This window comes from Pontixanthobacter luteolus (assembly GCF_947494915.1).
GTDB classification, from domain to species: domain Bacteria; phylum Pseudomonadota; class Alphaproteobacteria; order Sphingomonadales; family Sphingomonadaceae; genus Pontixanthobacter; species Pontixanthobacter luteolus.
The window spans coordinates 494,220-513,240 of the sequence record NZ_CANLWR010000001.1 but is presented as its reverse complement, the minus strand read 5'-3'; the positions used below and the strand labels follow the sequence as shown (position 1 = coordinate 513,240).

The 19,021-nt window shown below is 58.7% G+C and carries 28 protein-coding genes; all 28 read right to left on the bottom strand.

The genetic code is table 11. The features are described from left to right. Positions 1 to 3: 3 nt before the first annotated feature. On the bottom strand, positions 4 to 714 hold the full coding sequence (locus PO778_RS02495; protein WP_271438479.1) for a hypothetical protein: 711 nt from the start codon (positions 712 to 714) through the stop codon (positions 4 to 6). A gap of 122 nt (positions 715 to 836) precedes the next feature. Then, positions 837 to 1,394: a hypothetical protein gene (locus tag PO778_RS02490; protein WP_271438478.1), complete on the bottom strand. Its 558-nt coding sequence runs from the start codon at positions 1,392 to 1,394 to the stop codon at positions 837 to 839. Positions 1,395 to 1,531: 137 nt separating this feature from the next. Beyond that, entirely contained in the window at positions 1,532 to 2,887 is a 1,356-nt protein-coding gene (locus PO778_RS02485) for a serine hydrolase domain-containing protein (protein WP_271438477.1), read from the bottom strand. A gap of 8 nt (positions 2,888 to 2,895) precedes the next feature. Continuing rightward, positions 2,896 to 4,053, bottom strand: coding sequence for a saccharopine dehydrogenase family protein (locus tag PO778_RS02480; RefSeq protein WP_271438476.1), 1,158 nt, complete (start codon positions 4,051 to 4,053; stop codon positions 2,896 to 2,898). Then, entirely contained in the window at positions 4,046 to 4,585 is a 540-nt protein-coding gene (locus PO778_RS02475; protein WP_271438475.1) for a DUF4166 domain-containing protein, read from the bottom strand. The genes PO778_RS02480 and PO778_RS02475 overlap by 8 nt, the downstream gene beginning before the upstream one ends. Before the next feature lie 162 nt (positions 4,586 to 4,747). After that, a complete protein-coding gene (locus PO778_RS02470; protein ID WP_271438474.1) occupies positions 4,748 to 5,314 on the bottom strand; it encodes a GbsR/MarR family transcriptional regulator in 567 nt (188 codons plus the stop codon). Positions 5,315 to 5,440: 126 nt separating this feature from the next. Beyond that, positions 5,441 to 5,866 (bottom strand): 50S ribosomal protein L17, encoded by a 426-nt coding sequence (gene rplQ / locus PO778_RS02465; RefSeq protein ID WP_160729524.1) that lies wholly within the window; start codon positions 5,864 to 5,866, stop codon positions 5,441 to 5,443. An 81-nt stretch (positions 5,867 to 5,947) separates the two neighbouring features. Continuing rightward, complete coding sequence (locus PO778_RS02460; protein WP_160729523.1) at positions 5,948 to 7,003, bottom strand: DNA-directed RNA polymerase subunit alpha; 1,056 nt, start codon at positions 7,001 to 7,003, stop codon at positions 5,948 to 5,950. Positions 7,004 to 7,114: 111 nt separating this feature from the next. Further along, positions 7,115 to 7,504 (bottom strand): 30S ribosomal protein S11, encoded by a 390-nt coding sequence (rpsK, locus tag PO778_RS02455; protein WP_115366457.1) that lies wholly within the window; start codon positions 7,502 to 7,504, stop codon positions 7,115 to 7,117. A gap of 54 nt (positions 7,505 to 7,558) precedes the next feature. Further along, positions 7,559 to 7,927: a 30S ribosomal protein S13 gene (rpsM, locus tag PO778_RS02450; protein WP_160729522.1), complete on the bottom strand. Its 369-nt coding sequence runs from the start codon at positions 7,925 to 7,927 to the stop codon at positions 7,559 to 7,561. A 343-nt stretch (positions 7,928 to 8,270) separates the two neighbouring features. Further along, the gene (gene gdhA / locus PO778_RS02445; protein ID WP_160729521.1) at positions 8,271 to 9,626 is read right to left on the bottom strand and encodes an NADP-specific glutamate dehydrogenase; all 1,356 of its coding nucleotides are present in this window, start codon (positions 9,624 to 9,626) and stop codon (positions 8,271 to 8,273) included. A gap of 160 nt (positions 9,627 to 9,786) precedes the next feature. After that, positions 9,787 to 10,491 (bottom strand): SRPBCC family protein, encoded by a 705-nt coding sequence (locus PO778_RS02440; protein WP_160729520.1) that lies wholly within the window; start codon positions 10,489 to 10,491, stop codon positions 9,787 to 9,789. Positions 10,492 to 10,596: 105 nt separating this feature from the next. After that, positions 10,597 to 11,241, bottom strand: coding sequence for an adenylate kinase (locus PO778_RS02435; RefSeq protein ID WP_160729519.1), 645 nt, complete (start codon positions 11,239 to 11,241; stop codon positions 10,597 to 10,599). Positions 11,242 to 11,292: 51 nt separating this feature from the next. Further along, a complete protein-coding gene (gene secY / locus PO778_RS02430) occupies positions 11,293 to 12,639 on the bottom strand; it encodes a preprotein translocase subunit SecY (protein ID WP_160729518.1) in 1,347 nt (448 codons plus the stop codon). Positions 12,640 to 12,755: 116 nt separating this feature from the next. Continuing rightward, positions 12,756 to 13,295 carry a 50S ribosomal protein L15 gene (gene rplO / locus PO778_RS02425; RefSeq protein ID WP_160729517.1) on the bottom strand — a complete coding sequence of 180 codons (540 nt, stop codon included), beginning with the start codon at positions 13,293 to 13,295 and terminating at the stop codon, positions 12,756 to 12,758. Positions 13,296 to 13,381: 86 nt separating this feature from the next. Then, positions 13,382 to 13,567, bottom strand: coding sequence for a 50S ribosomal protein L30 (gene rpmD / locus PO778_RS02420; RefSeq protein ID WP_160729516.1), 186 nt, complete (start codon positions 13,565 to 13,567; stop codon positions 13,382 to 13,384). Positions 13,568 to 13,572: 5 nt separating this feature from the next. Then, entirely contained in the window at positions 13,573 to 14,415 is an 843-nt protein-coding gene (rpsE, locus tag PO778_RS02415; protein WP_160730594.1) for a 30S ribosomal protein S5, read from the bottom strand. After that, complete coding sequence (rplR, locus tag PO778_RS02410; RefSeq protein WP_160729515.1) at positions 14,415 to 14,759, bottom strand: 50S ribosomal protein L18; 345 nt, start codon at positions 14,757 to 14,759, stop codon at positions 14,415 to 14,417. Before rplR ends, rpsE begins: the two co-directional genes overlap by 1 nt. A 1-nt stretch (position 14,760) precedes the next feature. Beyond that, entirely contained in the window at positions 14,761 to 15,294 is a 534-nt protein-coding gene (gene rplF, locus PO778_RS02405) for a 50S ribosomal protein L6 (protein ID WP_160729514.1), read from the bottom strand. After that, positions 15,294 to 15,689, bottom strand: a complete 396-nt coding sequence (gene rpsH, locus PO778_RS02400; RefSeq protein WP_160729513.1) for a 30S ribosomal protein S8 — start codon at positions 15,687 to 15,689, stop codon at positions 15,294 to 15,296. The genes rplF and rpsH overlap by 1 nt, the downstream gene beginning before the upstream one ends. An 11-nt stretch (positions 15,690 to 15,700) precedes the next feature. Then, positions 15,701 to 16,006 (bottom strand): 30S ribosomal protein S14, encoded by a 306-nt coding sequence (gene rpsN, locus PO778_RS02395; protein ID WP_160729512.1) that lies wholly within the window; start codon positions 16,004 to 16,006, stop codon positions 15,701 to 15,703. 26 nt (positions 16,007 to 16,032) lie between these two features. After that, entirely contained in the window at positions 16,033 to 16,614 is a 582-nt protein-coding gene (rplE, locus tag PO778_RS02390) for a 50S ribosomal protein L5 (protein ID WP_160729511.1), read from the bottom strand. Further along, entirely contained in the window at positions 16,607 to 16,927 is a 321-nt protein-coding gene (gene rplX, locus PO778_RS02385; protein WP_160729510.1) for a 50S ribosomal protein L24, read from the bottom strand. Before rplX ends, rplE begins: the two co-directional genes overlap by 8 nt. Then, positions 16,927 to 17,295, bottom strand: a complete 369-nt coding sequence (gene rplN, locus PO778_RS02380) for a 50S ribosomal protein L14 (protein WP_160729509.1) — start codon at positions 17,293 to 17,295, stop codon at positions 16,927 to 16,929. The genes rplX and rplN overlap by 1 nt, the downstream gene beginning before the upstream one ends. Positions 17,296 to 17,354: 59 nt before the next feature. Further along, positions 17,355 to 17,654, bottom strand: coding sequence for a 30S ribosomal protein S17 (rpsQ, locus tag PO778_RS02375; protein WP_160729508.1), 300 nt, complete (start codon positions 17,652 to 17,654; stop codon positions 17,355 to 17,357). Between the two features lie 10 nt (positions 17,655 to 17,664). After that, a complete protein-coding gene (rpmC, locus tag PO778_RS02370; protein ID WP_160729507.1) occupies positions 17,665 to 17,868 on the bottom strand; it encodes a 50S ribosomal protein L29 in 204 nt (67 codons plus the stop codon). A gap of 2 nt (positions 17,869 to 17,870) precedes the next feature. Continuing rightward, positions 17,871 to 18,302: a 50S ribosomal protein L16 gene (gene rplP / locus PO778_RS02365; RefSeq protein ID WP_160729506.1), complete on the bottom strand. Its 432-nt coding sequence runs from the start codon at positions 18,300 to 18,302 to the stop codon at positions 17,871 to 17,873. Positions 18,303 to 18,323: 21 nt separating this feature from the next. After that, positions 18,324 to 19,019: a 30S ribosomal protein S3 gene (gene rpsC / locus PO778_RS02360; protein WP_160729505.1), complete on the bottom strand. Its 696-nt coding sequence runs from the start codon at positions 19,017 to 19,019 to the stop codon at positions 18,324 to 18,326. Positions 19,020 to 19,021: the final 2 nt, after the last annotated feature.

Here is a 19,021-nt window from a genome sequence, read left to right as displayed (position 1 = left end):
CGCTTAGCCGCCGTAGGTTTCGCCGTCTTCGTCCTGATCGCCGTCGATTGGTCCGCCCGGATATGCGGGCAGTTTGTCATCCGAATAGACCGGCGCATTGCCGCTATCACTGCGCGCACGTGCGGAAGTGTAGCGATCATCGCTCCATTGGCGATCTTCTATTGCCCCGCCAAGAGCAGCCGAGCGTCCACCATACGTGATACCATCGACGGCGCCGTCATTGCCGATACGGCAGGTGAAACCTTCGCCATTGTATATCCGGCCAGTCACACGCCAGCCATCACCCGAACGGTCCACGCTGTCGACACTATCGACCCGCACGTCGCGTTCGATCTCGCTTAGGCACATGTCCACGGCGCGGTCGATACCCTGACCGCTGTTTGAACGGCGATCGTTATCGGGGTAACGGGGCGGAGGCGCAGGATAGCGACGCTCATTCCGGCTGTTATTGGAAGCAGCGCTGGCAACAGCTGCAATCCCGCCCAGTATCAGAACACCGGCAATAACGTCTCCGGCATCAACGCCGCGGTGCCGGCGGTGGCGGTATCGGCGGTAATAATCGCCGCTTTCCTCCGCTTCGCTCCAGCCATCATCGACCGGGATCGAAACGGCGGCCGGCTGTACACCGATATTCGCTGCAGCAACCGGAGAAGCTGCCATTGCAAGCGATGCGGTAAGCGCCGCTGCGGCGGAAAAAGTCTTGAAACGGGTCATAATCAATACCCCCTGATTTGAAACGGGCAGCACCCGGCCGCCACTGTGCTGGACATGACTAGACGGTCCAGGCTTGCGTCAGCCTGAACCGTCTGCCGGTGGTTAATTGGGCGGGCTGGCGATCAACGCAGGCCCCGAATGCCGCTGTAGTCGATATCTACGACCCGGCCTCTGCGGATATCACAGCTGAACTTGCCGGTATCCCCGCGATAGCGGCTATCGCGATAGCCATTGCGCCGGTCGTTATAGCGATAATTGTCACGGTAGCCGTAGCCACGCTGGCCATCGACGACCAAGCGGCCCTTCACTTCCCAGCCGCGCCGTTCACGGTCGACATCGCGGATCTGGGTAACGTCGGCAAACCGGTAGCCTGCGCGGCGTGCGTCACGCTCGACTGCACGGACACATTTTTCGACTGCCTGGCGGCTACCCTGCCCGCGGTAGTAATTGCGGTTGTACCCGCGACGGTCGTCATACCGGTAGTCGCGGTCGCGATATCGGTCGTTCTTGCCGCTCGACAGGACAGCAGCGATACCGCCAAGGATTACCGCTCCGGCGATTACTTCGCCGGCGGAAATGCCATCATTGTGGCGGTCGCGTGCTGCAGCGGGTGCTGCAGAAGTCATTGCCATCGCGCCTGCGGCGATGGTTCCTGCAAGTGCTTTGGAAATGGTCTTCATGAGAAGTTCCTCGCTTGTTTCCGGAACGGTAGTGCCCCGGCTTCAAACGTGGTTTAGATGATTCCCTGTGAGAGGACCCTGACTCACCCTTGCAGCAAATGTTCAGGAAAGTGCCTACTTATGTGAACGCGCCGACACTAGTCCAGATCTGCCAACACATCCCGCGTGAATGCAGCGATATCGAACCTGCTTCCGACCGGATCTTCTCCGCGCCGTACAATCACCACGTCACGGCTCGGTACGATCACCACGTACTGTCCGCGATTGCCCATCGCAGCAAAGGTATCGGCTGGAACACCCGGTGAATTGTTAAACAGCCAGAACCCGGCACCATAACCAAACGCCCGGCCTTCGGGTTGCGGGCCCGATGGGGCGGACACGTAGTCTCTCCACCCTTCGGGCAGCACGCGACTGTTACCCCGCATACCGTCGTTCAGGTAAAGCCTGCCGAGCTCCACCAGATCGAACGGACTGGCCCACACTTGGCTGGAAAGGATGAAGTTGCCCTGCCAGTCAGCCTCTGCCGTCGTATTCGTCATGCCGATATCCCACAGCTGCTCGGTCACAGTGGGGGCGGTCACGCTGCTTTTGATCGCTGCAACAGCCATCAGCGTATCGTTATTGGCGTAGCGGTAAACCGTGCCGGGCTTGTACATCAGCGGCCAGTTCGCCGCACGTTCATCAACCGTTGCACCCCCGAAATAGATCGGGTCGGTCCGGTTGCCTGCGGTGTCCGAATATCTACCCGATGCCATCCGCAGCAGATGGTCAATGGTGATCGCCGCGCGAGGATCGCCTTCACCCGCACCGAGACCTGCCGACGCGTGCACATCCGCTTCGCCCCGCTGAACCGCCATGCCGACCAGTGTTGCAGCGATGCTCTTGGCAACCGACCAGGTCCGCTGCGGCATGAACGGGCCAAACCCCTCGGCGGACATTTCATCGACCACCTGCCCTCCTTGATCGATGATAACGGATGTGGTGCGCGCACCCTTTCCGTAATCGTCCGTGAATGCGGCCTCCAGACGGCTGCGTACCGGAGTATTGATGCGGGTGTGCCAATTGCGGATCAACGCGTCCCCGTACTTGGGAAAACTATTACTGTCGGTTTCGGGAACCGTGCCGGGCGGCATGATCGCGCAGCCGGCACGGCCGCGATATTCTGCGACGCGCGGCGGCATGTCGTCGGCCCAGGTGACCGTGACATGATCGACGACACCGTTCGGATCGGTAACAATTTCATGCGGCAGCGTGCGGATTATGTCATCAAGCGGCGCCTGAATACCGGTCAGTTCCCAATGCTCGACATGCTCTGCAAGGCGGTCCTGGCCAACGCGGTCTGCATTGGCGATCGCGCCGCACAGGAACAGCGCCTTGTATCCGGCGGCAAGCGCCCGGTCATAACGGGCATCCAGTGCTTCCTGCTGGCTCTGGGCAGCGGCAGGACTTGCGGCGATAAGCAGCACGCTGGCTGCGAGGGTTTGACGGATCATCGAAGGAGTTAAGCGGCCTTCGCCCCGCCTGTCAAAACATCCGCCGGCTTGCCATGCGTTTCCTCGAACCGGTGCACGATCCCCAGCTTGGCCATATCATCTTCGAACTCGCTAAGGCACAGCAACCCGGCGCACACATGCGCGCCGGGTTCAGGCGGCCATCCATCGCGAAACCTGCGGATCATGCAAAGCGCGGCAAGCACAGGCACAAAAGGTCCGCGATTGCCACTTGCAGCCAGACTCCACCGTGCATTGATCGGCCGCCCCATCTGGTCCTCTCCGCTTGCGGAAACGATCATCGCGCCTTTATCCGACCCGAATGGCAGGAACAGTTTGGCCGCGGCCAGCATCGCTTTCGAAAACGGGCGCAGACTGGCGATCCAGCCCCAGCGGACAGGCATGGACAGCATCGCGAGACCGTGGTGGAGCAGGCCCAATTCCAGCCCGGCGAAAAATTCAGCTGATCGGCGCGGCCTGTAACGCTGGACCAGCAAATCCTGTTCAGGTGTATCACATACGCTGGCCCAGCGTTTTCCGCCTCCCGGGATTTGCTCGCTGTGGGTCAGGCCCCAGCCAGGGACTTGCTGCCATTCGCCTTCCCGGAATGCCTTTACCGGCTTTCCAACATAGGAAAGGATCGCTTGCACAACCGACAGGCCGCGCGGCGCGCGGTTGCCCGGGAATATCCCTATTCGAATGTCCTCAACCACGCTCCACCTGCTCACCATGCGGTCCAGCACCGCGTGCGATAGTGCGGGGATCGAACTCGCCCCTGTAATCAGCGGCACTCCGCAGCGCTTGGCGGCATCATCGAAAGAAGGAAAATCGGCTACGAACCGCCGACCATCGGCAAGGTCGACATAGGGGGTGCCCGAACCCAGCGCTGCGGCGATGACTTGCGGCCTTGATGCCTGAAACGGACCTGCTGCATCGATCACCAGGTCGAACGGTTCCAGGTCGCCCGGTTCGATCAAATCCCGGTCCAGCCGAAGCACCGAAGGCTGCGGCACCAAAGCGTTGGCGATCTTTCCAAGCCGGTCCACATTGCGGCCGGCGAGGGTTAGCGAAACTCCGGGTTCTTGCGCCGCCAGTTCCGCAAGCCTGCTCCCGAAAACGCCGCTGCCACCGATTATGAGCACTCGTAGCGATTTGGGCATCTCAGACATCCTGAAACTCCGCATGTTGGTGCACCAGTTCTCCGAACAGCGGGTGGATCACGTCGAGATCAAAGGCAAACCGCCCCTCTCCCAGATCGCGGTGCCGCACCACGGTTCTGCCCGGCCCCATCCAGTGCGGCAGCTTCACACGCCTTCCGAACAGCATCAGGAAATAATGCGCGCTGCGAAACACCAGTTCGTTTACCCCTGCACTGACCGACAAGGCCATGCCCAGTTTCCGTCCCAGATATTCCTCCAGCCCGGTCGGCCCGGCAAAGCGTTTTGCGCTGTGTATGACCTGCGGGAAACCGTCCCTGCGTCCGTATATGCGGGTCCAGCATTGCCCCCCGCTCTGCGCATCCTCGCTCACGCTTACGACAGCGGGAACATCGTTATCCCGGTAAAGAGGCAGCGGTGCCCCGATTACCCGGCATACCTGCGCCAGCAACCAGCCAAGCCGCGAATGGCGGGTTTCGACCACATGGCCCTTATACAGTGCGGTTTGTGATGCACCCAGACGCTTGGAGAAGCGCCGCCGCACCAATTCCGGGAGCTGCGCCCAGTCGCTTGCAGGCAACAAACGGCGAAATCTTGCATCGTATGCGGCTTTCGACGGTACCCCGGGGAGTACCTCCGGCTGACCTCGACTGATCCAACGCTGTCTGTTTCTTGCCACCATCGCTCTTCCCCAATTCTCAAGAGCCTATTTGTCTTTTGATTTGCTTCCCCAGTTGATCAGGCGCGTTATTCCCGAACCCATCCTGATCAGTGCCATCAATGCCGGCTTTGGCACCCTGAGCATTTCGTCGTGCCAGCTCGACATGGTGGTTACGAAGCTAAGCATACCTTCCAGTTTTTGCCGCGCTTCCGCGCTGACTTGAGGATCGTGCTGGGCTTCCTGATTGCATTCGCGCAGCGCCGCTTCTGCAGGATCGATCTCTCGTTCCTTGCGCCCTTGGGCGATGCGGGTGGCCATTTCCCAGATGTCACCCTCAGCCGCATAATGATCGCGCCGTTCGCCCAGCATGGGCACGCGGTGTATCAACTTCCATGCAAGCAGTTCGCGCAGCGAATTGGAAACGTTTGACCGTGCCATCGAGAGCTTTTCCGCTATATCTTCCGCAGTTAGCGGTGCGTCGGAAATAAACAGCAGCGCGTGGATTTGCGCGACTGAGCGATTGACGCCCCACTGGCCGCCAAGGTCGCCCCAATGAAGCACGAACTTGGCGATGGCAGGCGACAAACGCGACTCGGCATTAATTTCTGTCATGACAGAAATGTCTGCCTGAACGGTCGGATTGTCAACACAAAGTGCAGGCGGCTTTAACTGGTGCAAACAAAAAGGGCCGAGCGTTACCGCCCGGCCCCCTTTGGTGATCTGGTTTGAAGTTCGCTCTTACGCGTCTTCGAGTTCTTCTTCGACAGCGTTCATGACCGGACCGCTATCCTGACCCTTGGCGTCCACGTCGCGGTCGACCAGTTCGATCACTGCGAGAGGAGCGCTGTCAGAGGCGCGAATGCCGGCCTTGATGATGCGGGTGTAACCACCTTCGCGATCAGAATAACGCTCTGCCAGGACGTCGAACAGCTTCTTGAGCTGTGTTTCGTCAAGCAGGCGGCTCTGCGCGAGGCGGCGGTTCGAAAGACCACCACGCTTTGCCAGCGTGATCAGCTTTTCGATGTAAGGACGCAGTTCCTTGGCTTTAGGGGCCGTGGTCATGATCTGCTCGTGCTTGATCAGCGCAGCCGACATGTTGCGGAACAGGGCCTTACGGTGGCCCGATTTACGGCTCAGCTTACGCTGCGAAATTCCGTGACGCATTATATTCTTCCTTCAGTTCGATGAGGGGCCGTTTGAGGTACCCCAAAGCTGGCGGCGCTTGAGGTGCGCCGCCGGAACCTTTTAACCGAGCAGCTCTTGTTCGAGCTTCTTGGCCATTTCTTCGATGTTCTCTGGCGGCCATCCGGGGATGTCCATGCCGAGACGCAGACCCATGCTGGAAAGCACTTCCTTGATCTCGTTGAGCGACTTGCGGCCGAAGTTCGGCGTACGCAGCATCTCGGCTTCGGTCTTCTGGACCAGATCGCCGATATAGATGATGTTGTCGTTCTTGAGGCAGTTGGCCGAACGTACCGACAGTTCCAGCTCGTCGACCTTCTTGAGAAGGTAGCGGTTGAGCTGGTTGGCATCGTCTTCCTGCGGTGCAGCAGCGTGACCGATCATCGCGCTCTGCGGCTGAGGAATACCGTCTTCGAAGTGGACGAACAGCGTCAGCTGGTCCTGAAGGATGCGCGCAGCATAAGCCACCGCGTCTTCAGGAGTGACAGTGCCATCGGTTTCGACGTTCAGGCTCAGCTTGTCGAAGTCGAGTTCCTGACCAACACGGGCCTTCTCGACCTTGTAGCTGACCTGACGGACAGGCGAATAAAGCGAGTCGACCGGGATCAGGCCGATCGGCGCGTCGGCCGGGCGGTTCTGAACAGCTGGAACATAGCCACTGCCAACGTCGGCGGTGAGTTCCATGTTGAAGGTCGCGCCTTCATCGAGGTGACAGATCACGAGATCCTTGTTCATCACTTCGATGTCGCCGGAAACGGCAATATCGCCAGCCTTGATTTCGGCCGGACCGGTTGCGGAAAGCTGCAGGCGCTTGGGGCCTTCGCCTTCCATCTTGAGAGCGATTTGCTTTACGTTCAGAACGATGTCGGTCACGTCTTCGCGAACGCCGGCGAGCGACGAGAATTCATGAAGGACATTCTCGATCTTGATCGAGGTGATAGCGGCACCCTGCAGGCTCGACAGCAGAACGCGACGAAGCGCGTTACCGAGTGTCAGGCCAAAACCGCGCTCTAGCGGTTCTGCGATAAAGGTAGCTTTGCGAGCCTTGTCGCCGCCTTCCTTGATCTCGAGGGTGTTGGGTTTCTTAAGTTCCTGCCAGTTCTTGGTGTTGACGGACATGAAATTCCCCTGGTTCAGATGCGGGCTGGACCGAAGCGTTGAGTGCCTAACCCCAACGCGTCCGGTCCGGAAAAACTTGGCGACCCCGCAGGGCCGCCAGGCAGGTTCAGATCAGACGCGGCGACGCTTGGAAGGCCGGACCCCGTTATGCGGGATCGGCGTTACGTCACGGATCGAAGTGATCGTGAAACCTACAGCAGCAAGGCCGCGCAGTGCACTCTCACGACCCGATCCCGGACCCTTCACTTCAACTTCCAGCGTACGGACGCCGTGTTCGGCGGCCTTCTTGCCAGCATCGTCTGCTGCGACCTGAGCAGCATAAGGTGTCGATTTACGACTACCCTTGAAGCCCATCGCGCCTGCGCTGGACCAGCTGATAGCATTGCCCTGCGCGTCGGTGATGGTGATCATGGTGTTGTTAAAGCTGGCGTTGATGTGCGCGACGCCGCTCGAAATATTCTTTTTGTCGCGTTTTCTAACCCGACCTGGTTCGCGTGCCATAATTTCGGTTTCCTATTTTCTGGAAGAAGACTGTGTAAGCTGCGGAAAACGCGCTTACTTCTTCTTGCCCGCGATGGGCTTCGCCTTACCCTTGCGGGTACGGGCATTGGTGTGCGTACGCTGGCCGCGAACAGGCAGGCCATTACGATGACGAAGGCCGCGATAGGACCGAAGGTCCATCAGGCGCTTGATGTTCATCGCAGTTTCGCGACGCAGGTCACCTTCGACCTGAAGATCGGCGTCAATCGTTTCACGGATCGAAAGGACTTCAGCGTCCGAAAGATCCTGCACCCGGCGGGCGTGATCGATGCCAAGCTTGTCAGCGATGCGGACAGCCGTTGTGCGGCCAATCCCGTGAATATAGGTGAGCGCGATGATTACACGCTTGTTTGTGGGGAGGTTTACCCCGGCAATACGAGCCACTTACTTCTCCATGCTCCACAGAGGATCACACTGATTTTCCGCGTATCGGAAAAGGGCGTGCCTCTATCTCATAGCGTTGTTTATTCAGCCGCCTCGAACTTGCTAACGCAAAAAGTCCGGATGGCGCAGAATGAAGGCTGCTGCCTGCCGGACGGATTCGAAACTGCCGAATGAGGGCGCGCTTAAATGGATTCGCCTGTTAGGTCAACAGGCAAACACCTTCTAAGGCACAACAAACCCGGGCCAGGCACACCAGATGGGGCTGCGTCCGGATAATGCAAGCCCCCTACCCCAGATGGTCCGTTCGGTCAAAAATCCGGCGCTTCAAACCAGCTCGCAAGTGTCAGACGACACCGAATGCCAACATCGCGTCGGCAACCTTCTTGAAGCCTGCAATATTGGCCCCTTTGACATAGTCGACATAGCCATCGCCTGTGTCGCCATATTCAACGCATTTGCCGTGGATGCCTTCCATCAGTTCGGTCAGCATGTCGCCGAGGCGCTCCTGGTTCCAGCTGATGCGCTCCGAATTCTGGCTCATCTCCAGGCCCGAAACAGCGACGCCGCCAGCATTGGCGGCCTTGCCCGGACCATACATGATCTTGGCATCGTGGAACACATGAACGCCTTCAAGCGTGGTGGGCATGTTGGCCCCTTCCGAAACCGCCTGAACGCCATTGGATACCAGCTCGCGCGCTTCCGCCTCGTTGAGTTCGTTCTGCGTGGCACACGGCAGCGCCACGTCGCAGGTCACATCCCATGGCCGCTTGCCTTCGTGGAAGGAGGCATTGGTGAAGTGATCAGCATATTCGCTGATCCGCCCGCGCCGGACGTTTTTCAGGTTTTTGACCCAGTCGATCTTTTCCTGATCGATGCCGTCGGGATCGTAAATAAAGCCGCCGCTGTCCGAGAGGGTCAGAACCTTGCCGCCCAGCTGGACGATCTTTTCCGCCGCGTGTGTGGCGACATTGCCGGAGCCGGAGATGACAGCGGTCTTCCCTTCTACATCCTCACCTTTATGCTTGAGCATGTTCTGCAGGAAATAAACCGCGCCGTAACCGGTCGCCTCAGGCCGCATCTGCGAGCCGCCATATTCGATTGCCTTGCCGGTCAAAACGCCTTCCCAGCGGTTGGTAATGCGTTTGTACTGGCCGAACATGTAGCCAATTTCGCGCCCCCCGACGCCGATATCGCCAGCGGGGACATCGGTGTCCGGCCCGATATGCCGGTAGAGTTCCGTCATGAACGACTGACAGAAACGCATCACTTCGCTGTCGGACTTGCCCTTGGGGTTGAAGTTGGAACCGCCCTTGCCCCCGCCCATCGGCAAGCCGGTGAGCGAGTTCTTGAAGGTCTGCTCGAATGCGAGGAATTTCAGCACGCTTTCATTGACGCTGGAATGAAACCGGATGCCGCCTTTGTAAGGGCCGATCGCATTGTTGTTCTGGACGCGCCAACCGCGCTGCACACGGATGCAATGGTTGTCATCTTCCCAGCACACGCGGAAACTGACCACGCGGTCTGGCTCTGCAATCCGCCGCAGGATCTGTGCCGCGTGATATTCCTCTTTGTCGTCGATGAAGTCGAAAACGTCCTGCGCGACCTCCTGGACCGCCTGGATGAATTCGGTTTGGCCCGGATTGCGTTTCTTCACGCCTTCCATGAAAGTCGAAAGGTCTACGTGATCAGATACAGCCATGGTCGCTACTCTCCCCCTATCGCGTCCAGATCGATCGATCCGGAAACCAGAATTTTGCGACCTAGAAATGAATGCTGTCTGCGTCTTGCGGCGACTCGCATCAATCTCCTGGAAGGCACCTTAGCGGACGATCCGCTTCATCCAAGCATTTCGCGCACTTTCAGTTGCCGGGGTCGAGATCGCCAAACGCCTCATCCACCGAAATGCGGGGATCTTCTGCAGCTTCCTCGGCAGGGTTTTCGTCAGCATCACCGCTGTCCGCAGCTTCAGCCCCGTCTTCCGCGACGGCTTCATCTTCCGCTTCAGGCGCGGCTGCGACAGGCCCCAGTTGTTCAGAAAGCCCGTTCAGCTGCTGGCTGATCACGCCGTCCACCGCCTTGGCGATGGCAGCCGTTTCGAACCTCATGAAACCCGCAACTGCATATTCGAAATCAATCTTTGTCCCGGCGTCACTTTCGGACAGGGTGACGGTCAACACGGCCTTGACCGGCTCGCTCTGCAACGGCCCGAGCGCGCCTTCCATGCGCAGCGCCTGATCCGGGATAGCCAGCACGACCGACATATGCTCGACGCTTCCCGCAAGGCCGATGGTGGATGCAGTTTCCTTTGCCGGAATTCGCTCGCAGAAACACCCGCCAGCCTGCGGGGTGAGGGTCATATTCGCTGACTCGCCGGAGAATGTGTGCGCGGAATTCCACCACTTAGCGGGGGAGATCAGAAGCATCCAGGTCTCGCGCAAATCCGCCGAAACCGTCTGGCTGTCGCGAGTGACGAAGGCGCCCTGCGTTTCAGCGATCACCTCTGCCTGCGCCGGCGCAGAAAAGGCCAGCGCGCCCAAAGCCGCAATTTTCAGAAAACGTGTCATGATAACCCCTTGCATGCGCACCCTATCCCATGGCGAGCAATGCTTGAAAAGGGGTGTTGGACCAGCTTCAATCCTGTTTCAGGCCAAGCCTGCGTCAGACCAGCTCTATTTCAGTATCCCGTCGAGCGCTGCGGTGACATCTTCGATACTCGCCATTCCGTCGACCCGGCTGACAATGCCGCGCGCTTCGTAGATTGGCAGGATCGGGGCGGTCTTGGCCCGGTATTCCTGCATCCGGGTGCGCACCGTTTCCTCATTATCGTCGGCGCGCCGCTTGAACTCGGTCGAGCCGCATTTGTCACAAACACCCTCTGTCGCAGGCAGCTTGTGGCGATCATGATAACCGGCGCCGCATTTAGCGCAGGTGTAGCGTCCGGTAATCCGGTCAACCAGCGCGTCTTCGTTTACCTCAAGCTCGATAACGTGATCGAGCGTGCGGCCATGCTTGGAAAGAATCTCGTCCAGCGAAAGTGCCTGCGCCTCGGTCCGCGGGTAACCGTCGAAGATTGCGCCCGTGGTCTCTGGCATGTCTGCCAGTTTTGCGTCGATCATTGCCGAAACAATCTCGTCTGAGACGAGCGCACCGGAATCCATCACGTCAGCAACCTGACGCCCCAGTTCCGTATCCGCCTTGCGGGTTTCACGCAGCATGTCGCCGGTCGACAGCTGAAGCATGCCGTGGCGCGATTCTAGGCTGCTAGCCTGGGTTCCTTTGCCAGCCCCGGGAGGCCCCAGAAGAATGATGTTCACGCAGAAACCCCTGTTAGCTTAGTGTCTGTGTTGCCGGCGATTGCCGCGCCATCAGCGCAGCCGCCCCTTCAGCTTGGCCTTCTTGATAAGGTCACCATACTGGTGCGCAAGAAGGTGAGACTGGATCTGGCTGATCGTGTCCACAGTTACGTTCACGACAATCAGCAGGCTCGTCCCGCCCAGGAACAATGGCACGCCTGTCTGGGCGATCACATATTCCGGAAGAACACAGACGAGTGTCAGATACAGCGCACCAACGACCGTGATACGGGTCAGTACATAATCGAGATAATCGGCCGTGCGTTTGCCCGGACGGATGCCTGGGATGAAACCGCCATTCTTCTTCAGATTTTCCGCAGTCTCCTCGGGGTTGAAGACAACCGCGGTGTAGAAGAAGCAGAAGAAGATGATGCCGACAGCATACAGCGTCATGTACAGTGGCTGTCCGTGCTGCAGATACTGAAGCACCTGCTGCATGAAGCCGCCTGCGCTGGTGCTGGTGTCCAGGTTGGTACCGGCGAACTGAGTGATCGTCAGCGGAAGCAGCAAGAGCGAGCTGGCGAAAATCGGCGGGATAACACCGGCGGTGTTGAGCTTGAGCGGAAGGTGCGAACGATCTGCCTGCATCATGCCGCGCGCACTGGCCCGCTTGGGATACTGGATCAGAAGACGGCGCTGCGCACGTTCCATGAAGCAGATGAACAGGATCAGGCCGACCACCATAAGCACGAAGCCAACGATAATTGCCGGGCCAATCTGACCGGTACGGCCGCCTTCAAACATGTTGGCGACAAAACTCGGGAACTGGGCGACGATGCCCGCCATGATGATCAGCGAAACGCCGTTGCCAATCCCGCGCGAGGTGATCTGTTCACCCAGCCACAGCAGGAACATGGTGCCGCCAACGAGGTTGATGATCGCGACGATGTAAAATAGCTGATCGCCGGTTACCGCGAACCCTTGAGTGACAGCGTTCTGCGCAATGAAGAAACCCTGGATCGAGCATAGCAGCACGGTGCCGTAGCGCGTGTACTGGTTCAGCTTCTGTCGTCCGGTCTGCCCTTCTTTCTTGAGGGCCGCGAGTGCGGGATGCAGCGACGCCGCCATCTGGATCACGATCGATGCCGTAATATACGGCATCACACCCAACGCGATGAGGCTCATATTTTCGAGCGCACCACCGGTGAAGGTGTTGAAAATGTCGAGGATCCCGCCCTGCGTGCGTTCGTTGAATGCCGCAAGCTCCACGGGATCAATACCGGGCAGCGGAACGAAGCTGAGGAAACGGAATACGATCAGCGCACCGATTGTGAACCAGATACGGTTCTTGAGCTCGGTGGCTTTCGAGAAATTGGCGAGGCTTAGATTGCTCGCGATATTGTCGGCGCGTGATGCCATGAGAACTTACAAATCCTGGTCAAACGCCGGGTCCTCAATGTGGTTGGCCCGACTTGAGGAGGATACATAGGGAGCGAGGCGCACGATGTCGAACCCCCGCCCCCTATTTAACCTGATTATTTGGACTTCTTACCGTCTTTACGCTCGAAAGCCTTGCCCTTGGGCGCTTTGTCGCCCTGGCCGCCATCGTGCTTCGGAGCAGGAAGAACTTCTACCGAGCCGCCAGCCTTTTCAACCGCTTCGATGGCACCCTTGGATGCACCGTTCACGATGAACTTGGCCTTTGCCTTGATTTCACCCTTGCCGAGCAGACGAACACCGTCTTTGCCGCCACGAGCGAGACCGGCAGCCTTGAGGGCTGCGTGATCGATGTCTTTCTTGGCGTCGAGCTTCTTGTCGTCGATGAACTTCTGGATCATCCCGATGTTCACTTCGGCAAAGTCCTTGCCGAACGGATTGTTGAAGCCGCGCTTTGGAAGACGCATGTGAAGCGGCATCTGGCCGCCTTCGAAGCCCTTTACGGCAACACCCGAACGGGATTTCTGACCCTTCTGGCCTCGGCCAGCGGTCTTGCCCTTGCCGGAACCGATACCACGGCCGACACGGGTACGCACCTTACGTGCGCCTGGGTTATCTCTGAGATCGTTAAGTTTCATGAGTGTGCACTCGCTTTCGCTTTTGTTCGCGCTGAATGGAAACGGCCCGGTACAAGACCGGGCCGCCTAAATCAATTGAGTTTAGATCAATCGACGACTGCAACAAGGTGCGGCAGCTTTGCTACCGCGCCGCGAACTTCAGGGGTGTCCTGCAGTTCGACGACCTTGTGCATCTTGTTCAGACCCAGGCCGATCAGCGTCTGGCGCTGGTCTTTAGGGCGGCGGATCGGCGAACCGATCTGCTTGATCTTGATGGTTTTCTTGTCAGCCATCTGTCTTACTCCGCTACAGCTGCGGCGTCGGCTTCTGCCTCTGCCTCGCTTGCGCCACCACGGCCGAGAAGGTCAGCGACCTTCTTGCCCCGGCGCTGAGCGACCGACTTCGGAGAAGTCTGGTTGGCCAGCGCGTCGAAAGTGGCGCGGATCATGTTGTACGGGTTGGACGTGCCGACCGACTTGGTCACAACGTCGGCAACGCCGAGGCTTTCGAAGACTGCACGCATCGGACCACCTGCGATGATACCGGTACCGGCCGGAGCCGAACGTACAGTGACCTTGCCTGCACCAAAGCGGCCGTTGCCGTCGTGGTGAAGCGTGCGACCTTCTTTCAAAGCGACGCGGATCATTTTCTTCTTTGCAGCTGCAGTCGCCTTGGTGATGGCTTCCGGCACTTCACGTGCCTTGCCGTGACCAAAGCCAACCCGGCCCTGGCCGTCACCGACCACTACGAGAGCGGCGAAACCGAAGCGCTTACCACCCTTAACCGTCTTCGAGACACGATTGATGTGGACCAGCTTTTCGATGATGCCATCATCTTCTTCTTCACGGCGTCCACCGCGACGGTTGTCGCGACCACCACGGCCACGGCCACCGCCGCCACCACGATTGTTGTCACGGCCACCGCGGCCCTGACGCTCGCGAGGTGCAGCATCGGAACCCGAAGGTGCCTGAGCAGTCGGTTCCGGCGGCGCGTCGGCCTTCGGAGTTTCGACAGTCTCGGCAGCCTTTTCAGCTTCCGGAGTAGCTTCGACCTTTGCTTCTTCAACCGCTGCTGCTTCGACCTTCACTTCGTCGGTCTTGGCTGCTTCGGCTTCAGGCGTTTTCTTTTCGTCAGCCATGATCAGAACTCCAGCCCGCCTTCACGGGCGGCATCGGCCAGCGCCTTGACGCGGCCATGGAAAAGGAAACCGCCGCGATCGAACACGACAGTGGTGACGCCGGCCTTCTTGGCAGCAGCAGCAATATCCTTGCCGACCGTTACAGCAGCATCGACGTTCGCACCCGAGTTCTTCGCACCGAGAGTCGAAGCGGATGCAACAGTGCGTCCGTCCTTGTCGTCGATGATCTGAGCGTAGATGTGACGGCCGGTGCGGTGCACGGACAGACGGGGACGATCGCCAGCGCGGCTGCGCAGTGCCGTACGAACACGGCGACGGCGGCGTTCAAAGAGAGATAGTTTTGCCATCTTACTTCTTCTTCCCTTCCTTGCGGAAGACGTATTCGCCCTGGTACTTGATACCCTTGCCCTTATACGGCTCAGGCTTGCGCCAGCGGCGAATTTCGGCGGCAAGCTGGCCAACGGCCTGCTTGTCCATACCGCTAATGATTACAGTCGTCTGATCCGGTGTCTTCACATCCAGACCCTGCGGAACGTCGATGTCGACATCGTGGCTGAAGCCGAGCTGAAGCTTGAGCTTCTGGCCCTGCGCCTGTGCACGATAACCAACGCCGGTGATTTCAAGCGTCTTGCTGAAACCTTCGGTGACGCCCTGGACGAGGTTCGAGACCAGCGTACGCTGCATGCCCCAGAAATCCCGGGCACGACGCGACTTGTTCGCCGGCAGTACCGAAATCTCGTCGCCTTCGACTTTGTATTCGATGTCTTCGGCCAGACCCATCGACAGGGTGCCCTTGGGCCCCTTCACGCTGAGTGTGCCATTCTCGATATTGGCGGTAACACCGCCCGGAATAGCAACAGCCCTCTTACCAATGCGGCTCATCAGAAGACCTCCGCAAGCACTTCGCCGCCGACATTTTCGTTGCGCGCTTCGTTATCCGAAAGCACACCGCGAGGTGTCGAGACGATGGTGATGCCCAGACCGTTACGTACGATCGGGAGTTCTTTCGAACCCGAATAGACGCGGCGGCCAGGCTTGGAAACGCGGGCAACATGCTTGATCGCAGGCTCGCCCTCGAAATACTTCAGTTCAATCCGCAGTGCGGGGTGCTTGCCGCTCTCGTCTTCGGAATAGCCACGGATGTAGCCTTCGCGCTGAAGCACTTCGAGAACATTTGCACGCAGCTTCGACGCAGGCGACAGGACGGAGTCCTTCTTCGCGCGCTGGCCGTTGCGGATGCGGGTGAGCATATCACCCAGTGGATCGGTCATAGCCATCTGTCAGATCCTTACCAGCTCGACTTCGTAACGCCGGGAATCATGCCACGGTTGGCAAGATTCCGGAGTTCGATACGATTGAGGCCGAACTTCCGGTAGTAGCCGCGCGGGCGGCCAGTGGTTGCACAGCGGTTGCGGACCCGGGTCGGGTTCGCGTTGCGGGGTATTTCAGCCATCTGGAGGCGTGCGATCATACGCTCGCTCTCGTCGAGCGACTTGTCATCAGCAATCGCCTTAAGCTTCGCGTACTTCGCCGCGTACTTCTTGACGAGCTTCTTACGACGCTCATTCTTGTTGATGGAACTCAGTTTCGCCATGGACTTAAGCTCTCTTCCTTAGCGGCTCACGCCGCAGCCTTTTCTTCGTCCTGCTTTTCGGCAGGGAACGGGAAACCGAACAGACGCAGCAGTTCGCGTGCCTCTTCGTCGGTTTTCGCGGTGGTAGTTACGATGATGTCCATCCCGCGAACGGTCTCGATCTTGTCGTACGAGATTTCGGGGAAGACGATCTGTTCTTTCAGGCCCATCGCGTAGTTGCCGCGGCCATCGAACGACTTGGCGTTCAGACCACGAAAGTCACGGATGCGGGGCATCGCGACCGTCACAAGACGATCTACGAATTCGTACATACGTTCACGGCGCAGGGTAACCTTGCAACCGATCGGCATGCCTTCGCGCAGTTTGAACTGTGCGATCGACTTTTTTGCCTTCGTGATAACCGGCTTCTGGCCGGCAATCAGAGCCATTTCTTCAGCAGCGGTCGCAACCTTCTTCTTGTCCTGGCTGGCTTCGCCAACGCCCATGTTGAGCGTGATCTTTTCCAGCTTGGGGACTTCGAGACGGTTCTTGTAACCGAACTTTTCAGTCATCGCCTTGACGATCTCGTCGTCAAAACGCTGCTTCATGCGAGGTGTGTAATCAGCCATCGATTTTCTCTCCGGATTTTACAGCAACGCGGACCTTCTTGCCGTCCTGTTCTTCGAAACGGACGCGGGTCGGCTTGCCATCCTTCGGATCAGCCACGGCAACCTTTGCGAGGTGCATCGGCGCTTCGAAGCGATCGATGCCACCCTGCGGGTTTTCCTGGCTGGGCTTGCGGTGACGGGCAGCGATGTTGATGCCCTCGACGACGACCTTGCCTTCTTTCGGCATGACCTTCTGGACGGTGCCGGTACGGCCCTTGTCCTTGCCCGAGAGTACGACGACGCTGTCGCCTTTCTTGATCTTAGCGGCGGCCATTAGAGCACCTCCGGAGCGAGCGAGATGATCTTCATGAACCCACGGCCGCGAAGTTCGCGGACCACGGGGCCAAAGATACGAGTGCCGATTGGCTCTTCGCTCTTGTTGACGAGCACAGCCGCGTTGCCGTCAAAACGGATCACGCTACCGTCGGGACGACGAACGTCCTTGCGGGTACGGACGATCACAGCCCGGTGAACGTCGCCCTTTTTGACCTTTGCGCGTGGCTGCGCTTCCTTGACGGAAACGACGATTACGTCGCCGACGCTCGCGGTACGACGCTTCGACCCGCCCAGCACCTTGATGCACTGGACGCGCTTAGCGCCGCTGTTGTCCGCGACGTCTAGATTAGATTGCATCTGAATCATGGATTCAGTTCCTTCTCAATCGGCTTGCAGAAACCAGTCCTGCAGTTCCAAAAAACGTCTTACGAAGTGCTGCCAGCAGCCGCTTCGACTTCGATGTCAGCTTCAACAGCGACACCCTTGCTCGCTTGAACCGTGTCGATAACCTTCCAGGTCTTGGTCTTGGAAATCGGCTTGGTTTCTTCAATCCGGACGGTGTCGCCCATCTTGTAAGCATTCTCTTCGTCGTGAGCGTGATACTTCTTCGAACGACGGATGATCTTCCCGTAAAGGGGGTGCTTCACCTTCCGCTCGACCTTCACGGTCACGGTCTTGTCAGTCTTGTCGGAGGTTACGGTCCCGACGAGGATACGTTTAGGCATCGTGGCCTCCTTATTTCGCAGTCGCTGCGGACCGTTCGGTCTGCAGCGTCTTGATCTGGGCGATCGCGCGGCGGACTTCTTTAATCCGCGCAGGACGCTCCAGCTGGTTAGTTGCAGCCTGGAAACGCAGGTTGAACTGTTCGCGCTTCAGTTCGGTGAGGTCAGCGTCAAGCTGGTCATCGGACTTGGTGCGGAGATCTTCGATCTTGCTCATGATCAACCCTCCAGGTGCGAGGTGTCACCCAGACGGGCAACGACCTTGGTCTTGATTGGCAGCTTCATGGCAGCGCGCTCGAAAGCAGCAGCAGCCAGTGGGCCGGGAACGCCGTCCAGCTCGAACAGGATGCGGCCGGGCTTAACCCGAGCTGCCCAATATTCGACCGAACCCTTGCCTTTACCCTGACGGACTTCGGCAGGCTTCTTCGACACTGGCACGTCGGGGAATACACGGATCCACAAACGGCCTTGACGGCGCATGTGGCGGGTAATCGCACGACGCGCAGCTTCGATCTGGCGTGCAGTGATACGCTCGGGCTCAAGAGCTTTCAGACCATAGGAGCCGAAGTTCAGCGTGGTGCCGCCCTTCGCATCGCCGTGGATCTTGCCCTTGAAGGCCTTGCGATATTTATGTTTTTTCGGTTGCAGCATGTTGCTTACTCTCGAATTCTATCAGCGAGCCGGACGGACGCCGGAAGTCTGAGCTTCCATCATCAGTCGGTCTTGTGCGGTCGGGTCGTGCGCCAGAATCTCACCTTTGAAGATCCAGCACTTGATGCCGATGATACCATATGCGGTCAGCGCTTCGGCTTCGGCATAGTCGACGTTCGCGCGCAGTGTATGCAACGGAACACGGCCTTCACGGTACCATTCGACGCGAGCGATTTCAGCACCACCGAGACGGCCACCGCAAACGATCTTGATGCCTTCGGCACCCAGACGCAGAGCGGACTGAACGGCGCGCTTCATGGCACGGCGGAAAGCAACACGGCGGATCAGCTGATCGGCAATGCCCTGAGCGACGAGCTTCGCGTCGATTTCCGGCTTGCGGATTTCAACGATGTTCAGCTTCACTTCGCTGTCGGTCATGGTTGCCAGCTTGGAACGCAGCTTCTCGATGTCCGCACCCTTCTTGCCGATGATAACACCGGGACGGGCTGCATAGATCGAAACGCGGCAAAGCTTTGCCGGACGCTCGATCACCACCTTGGAAATCGCTGCCTGGGGCACCGTGTCCATGATGTACTTGCGGATTTCGATGTCTTCCTTGAGCAGCTGTGCGTAGTCGCGCCCTTCGGCGTACCAGCGGCTGTCCCAGGTGCGGTTGATCTGCAGACGCAGGCCGATCGGATTACTCTTCTGACCCATGG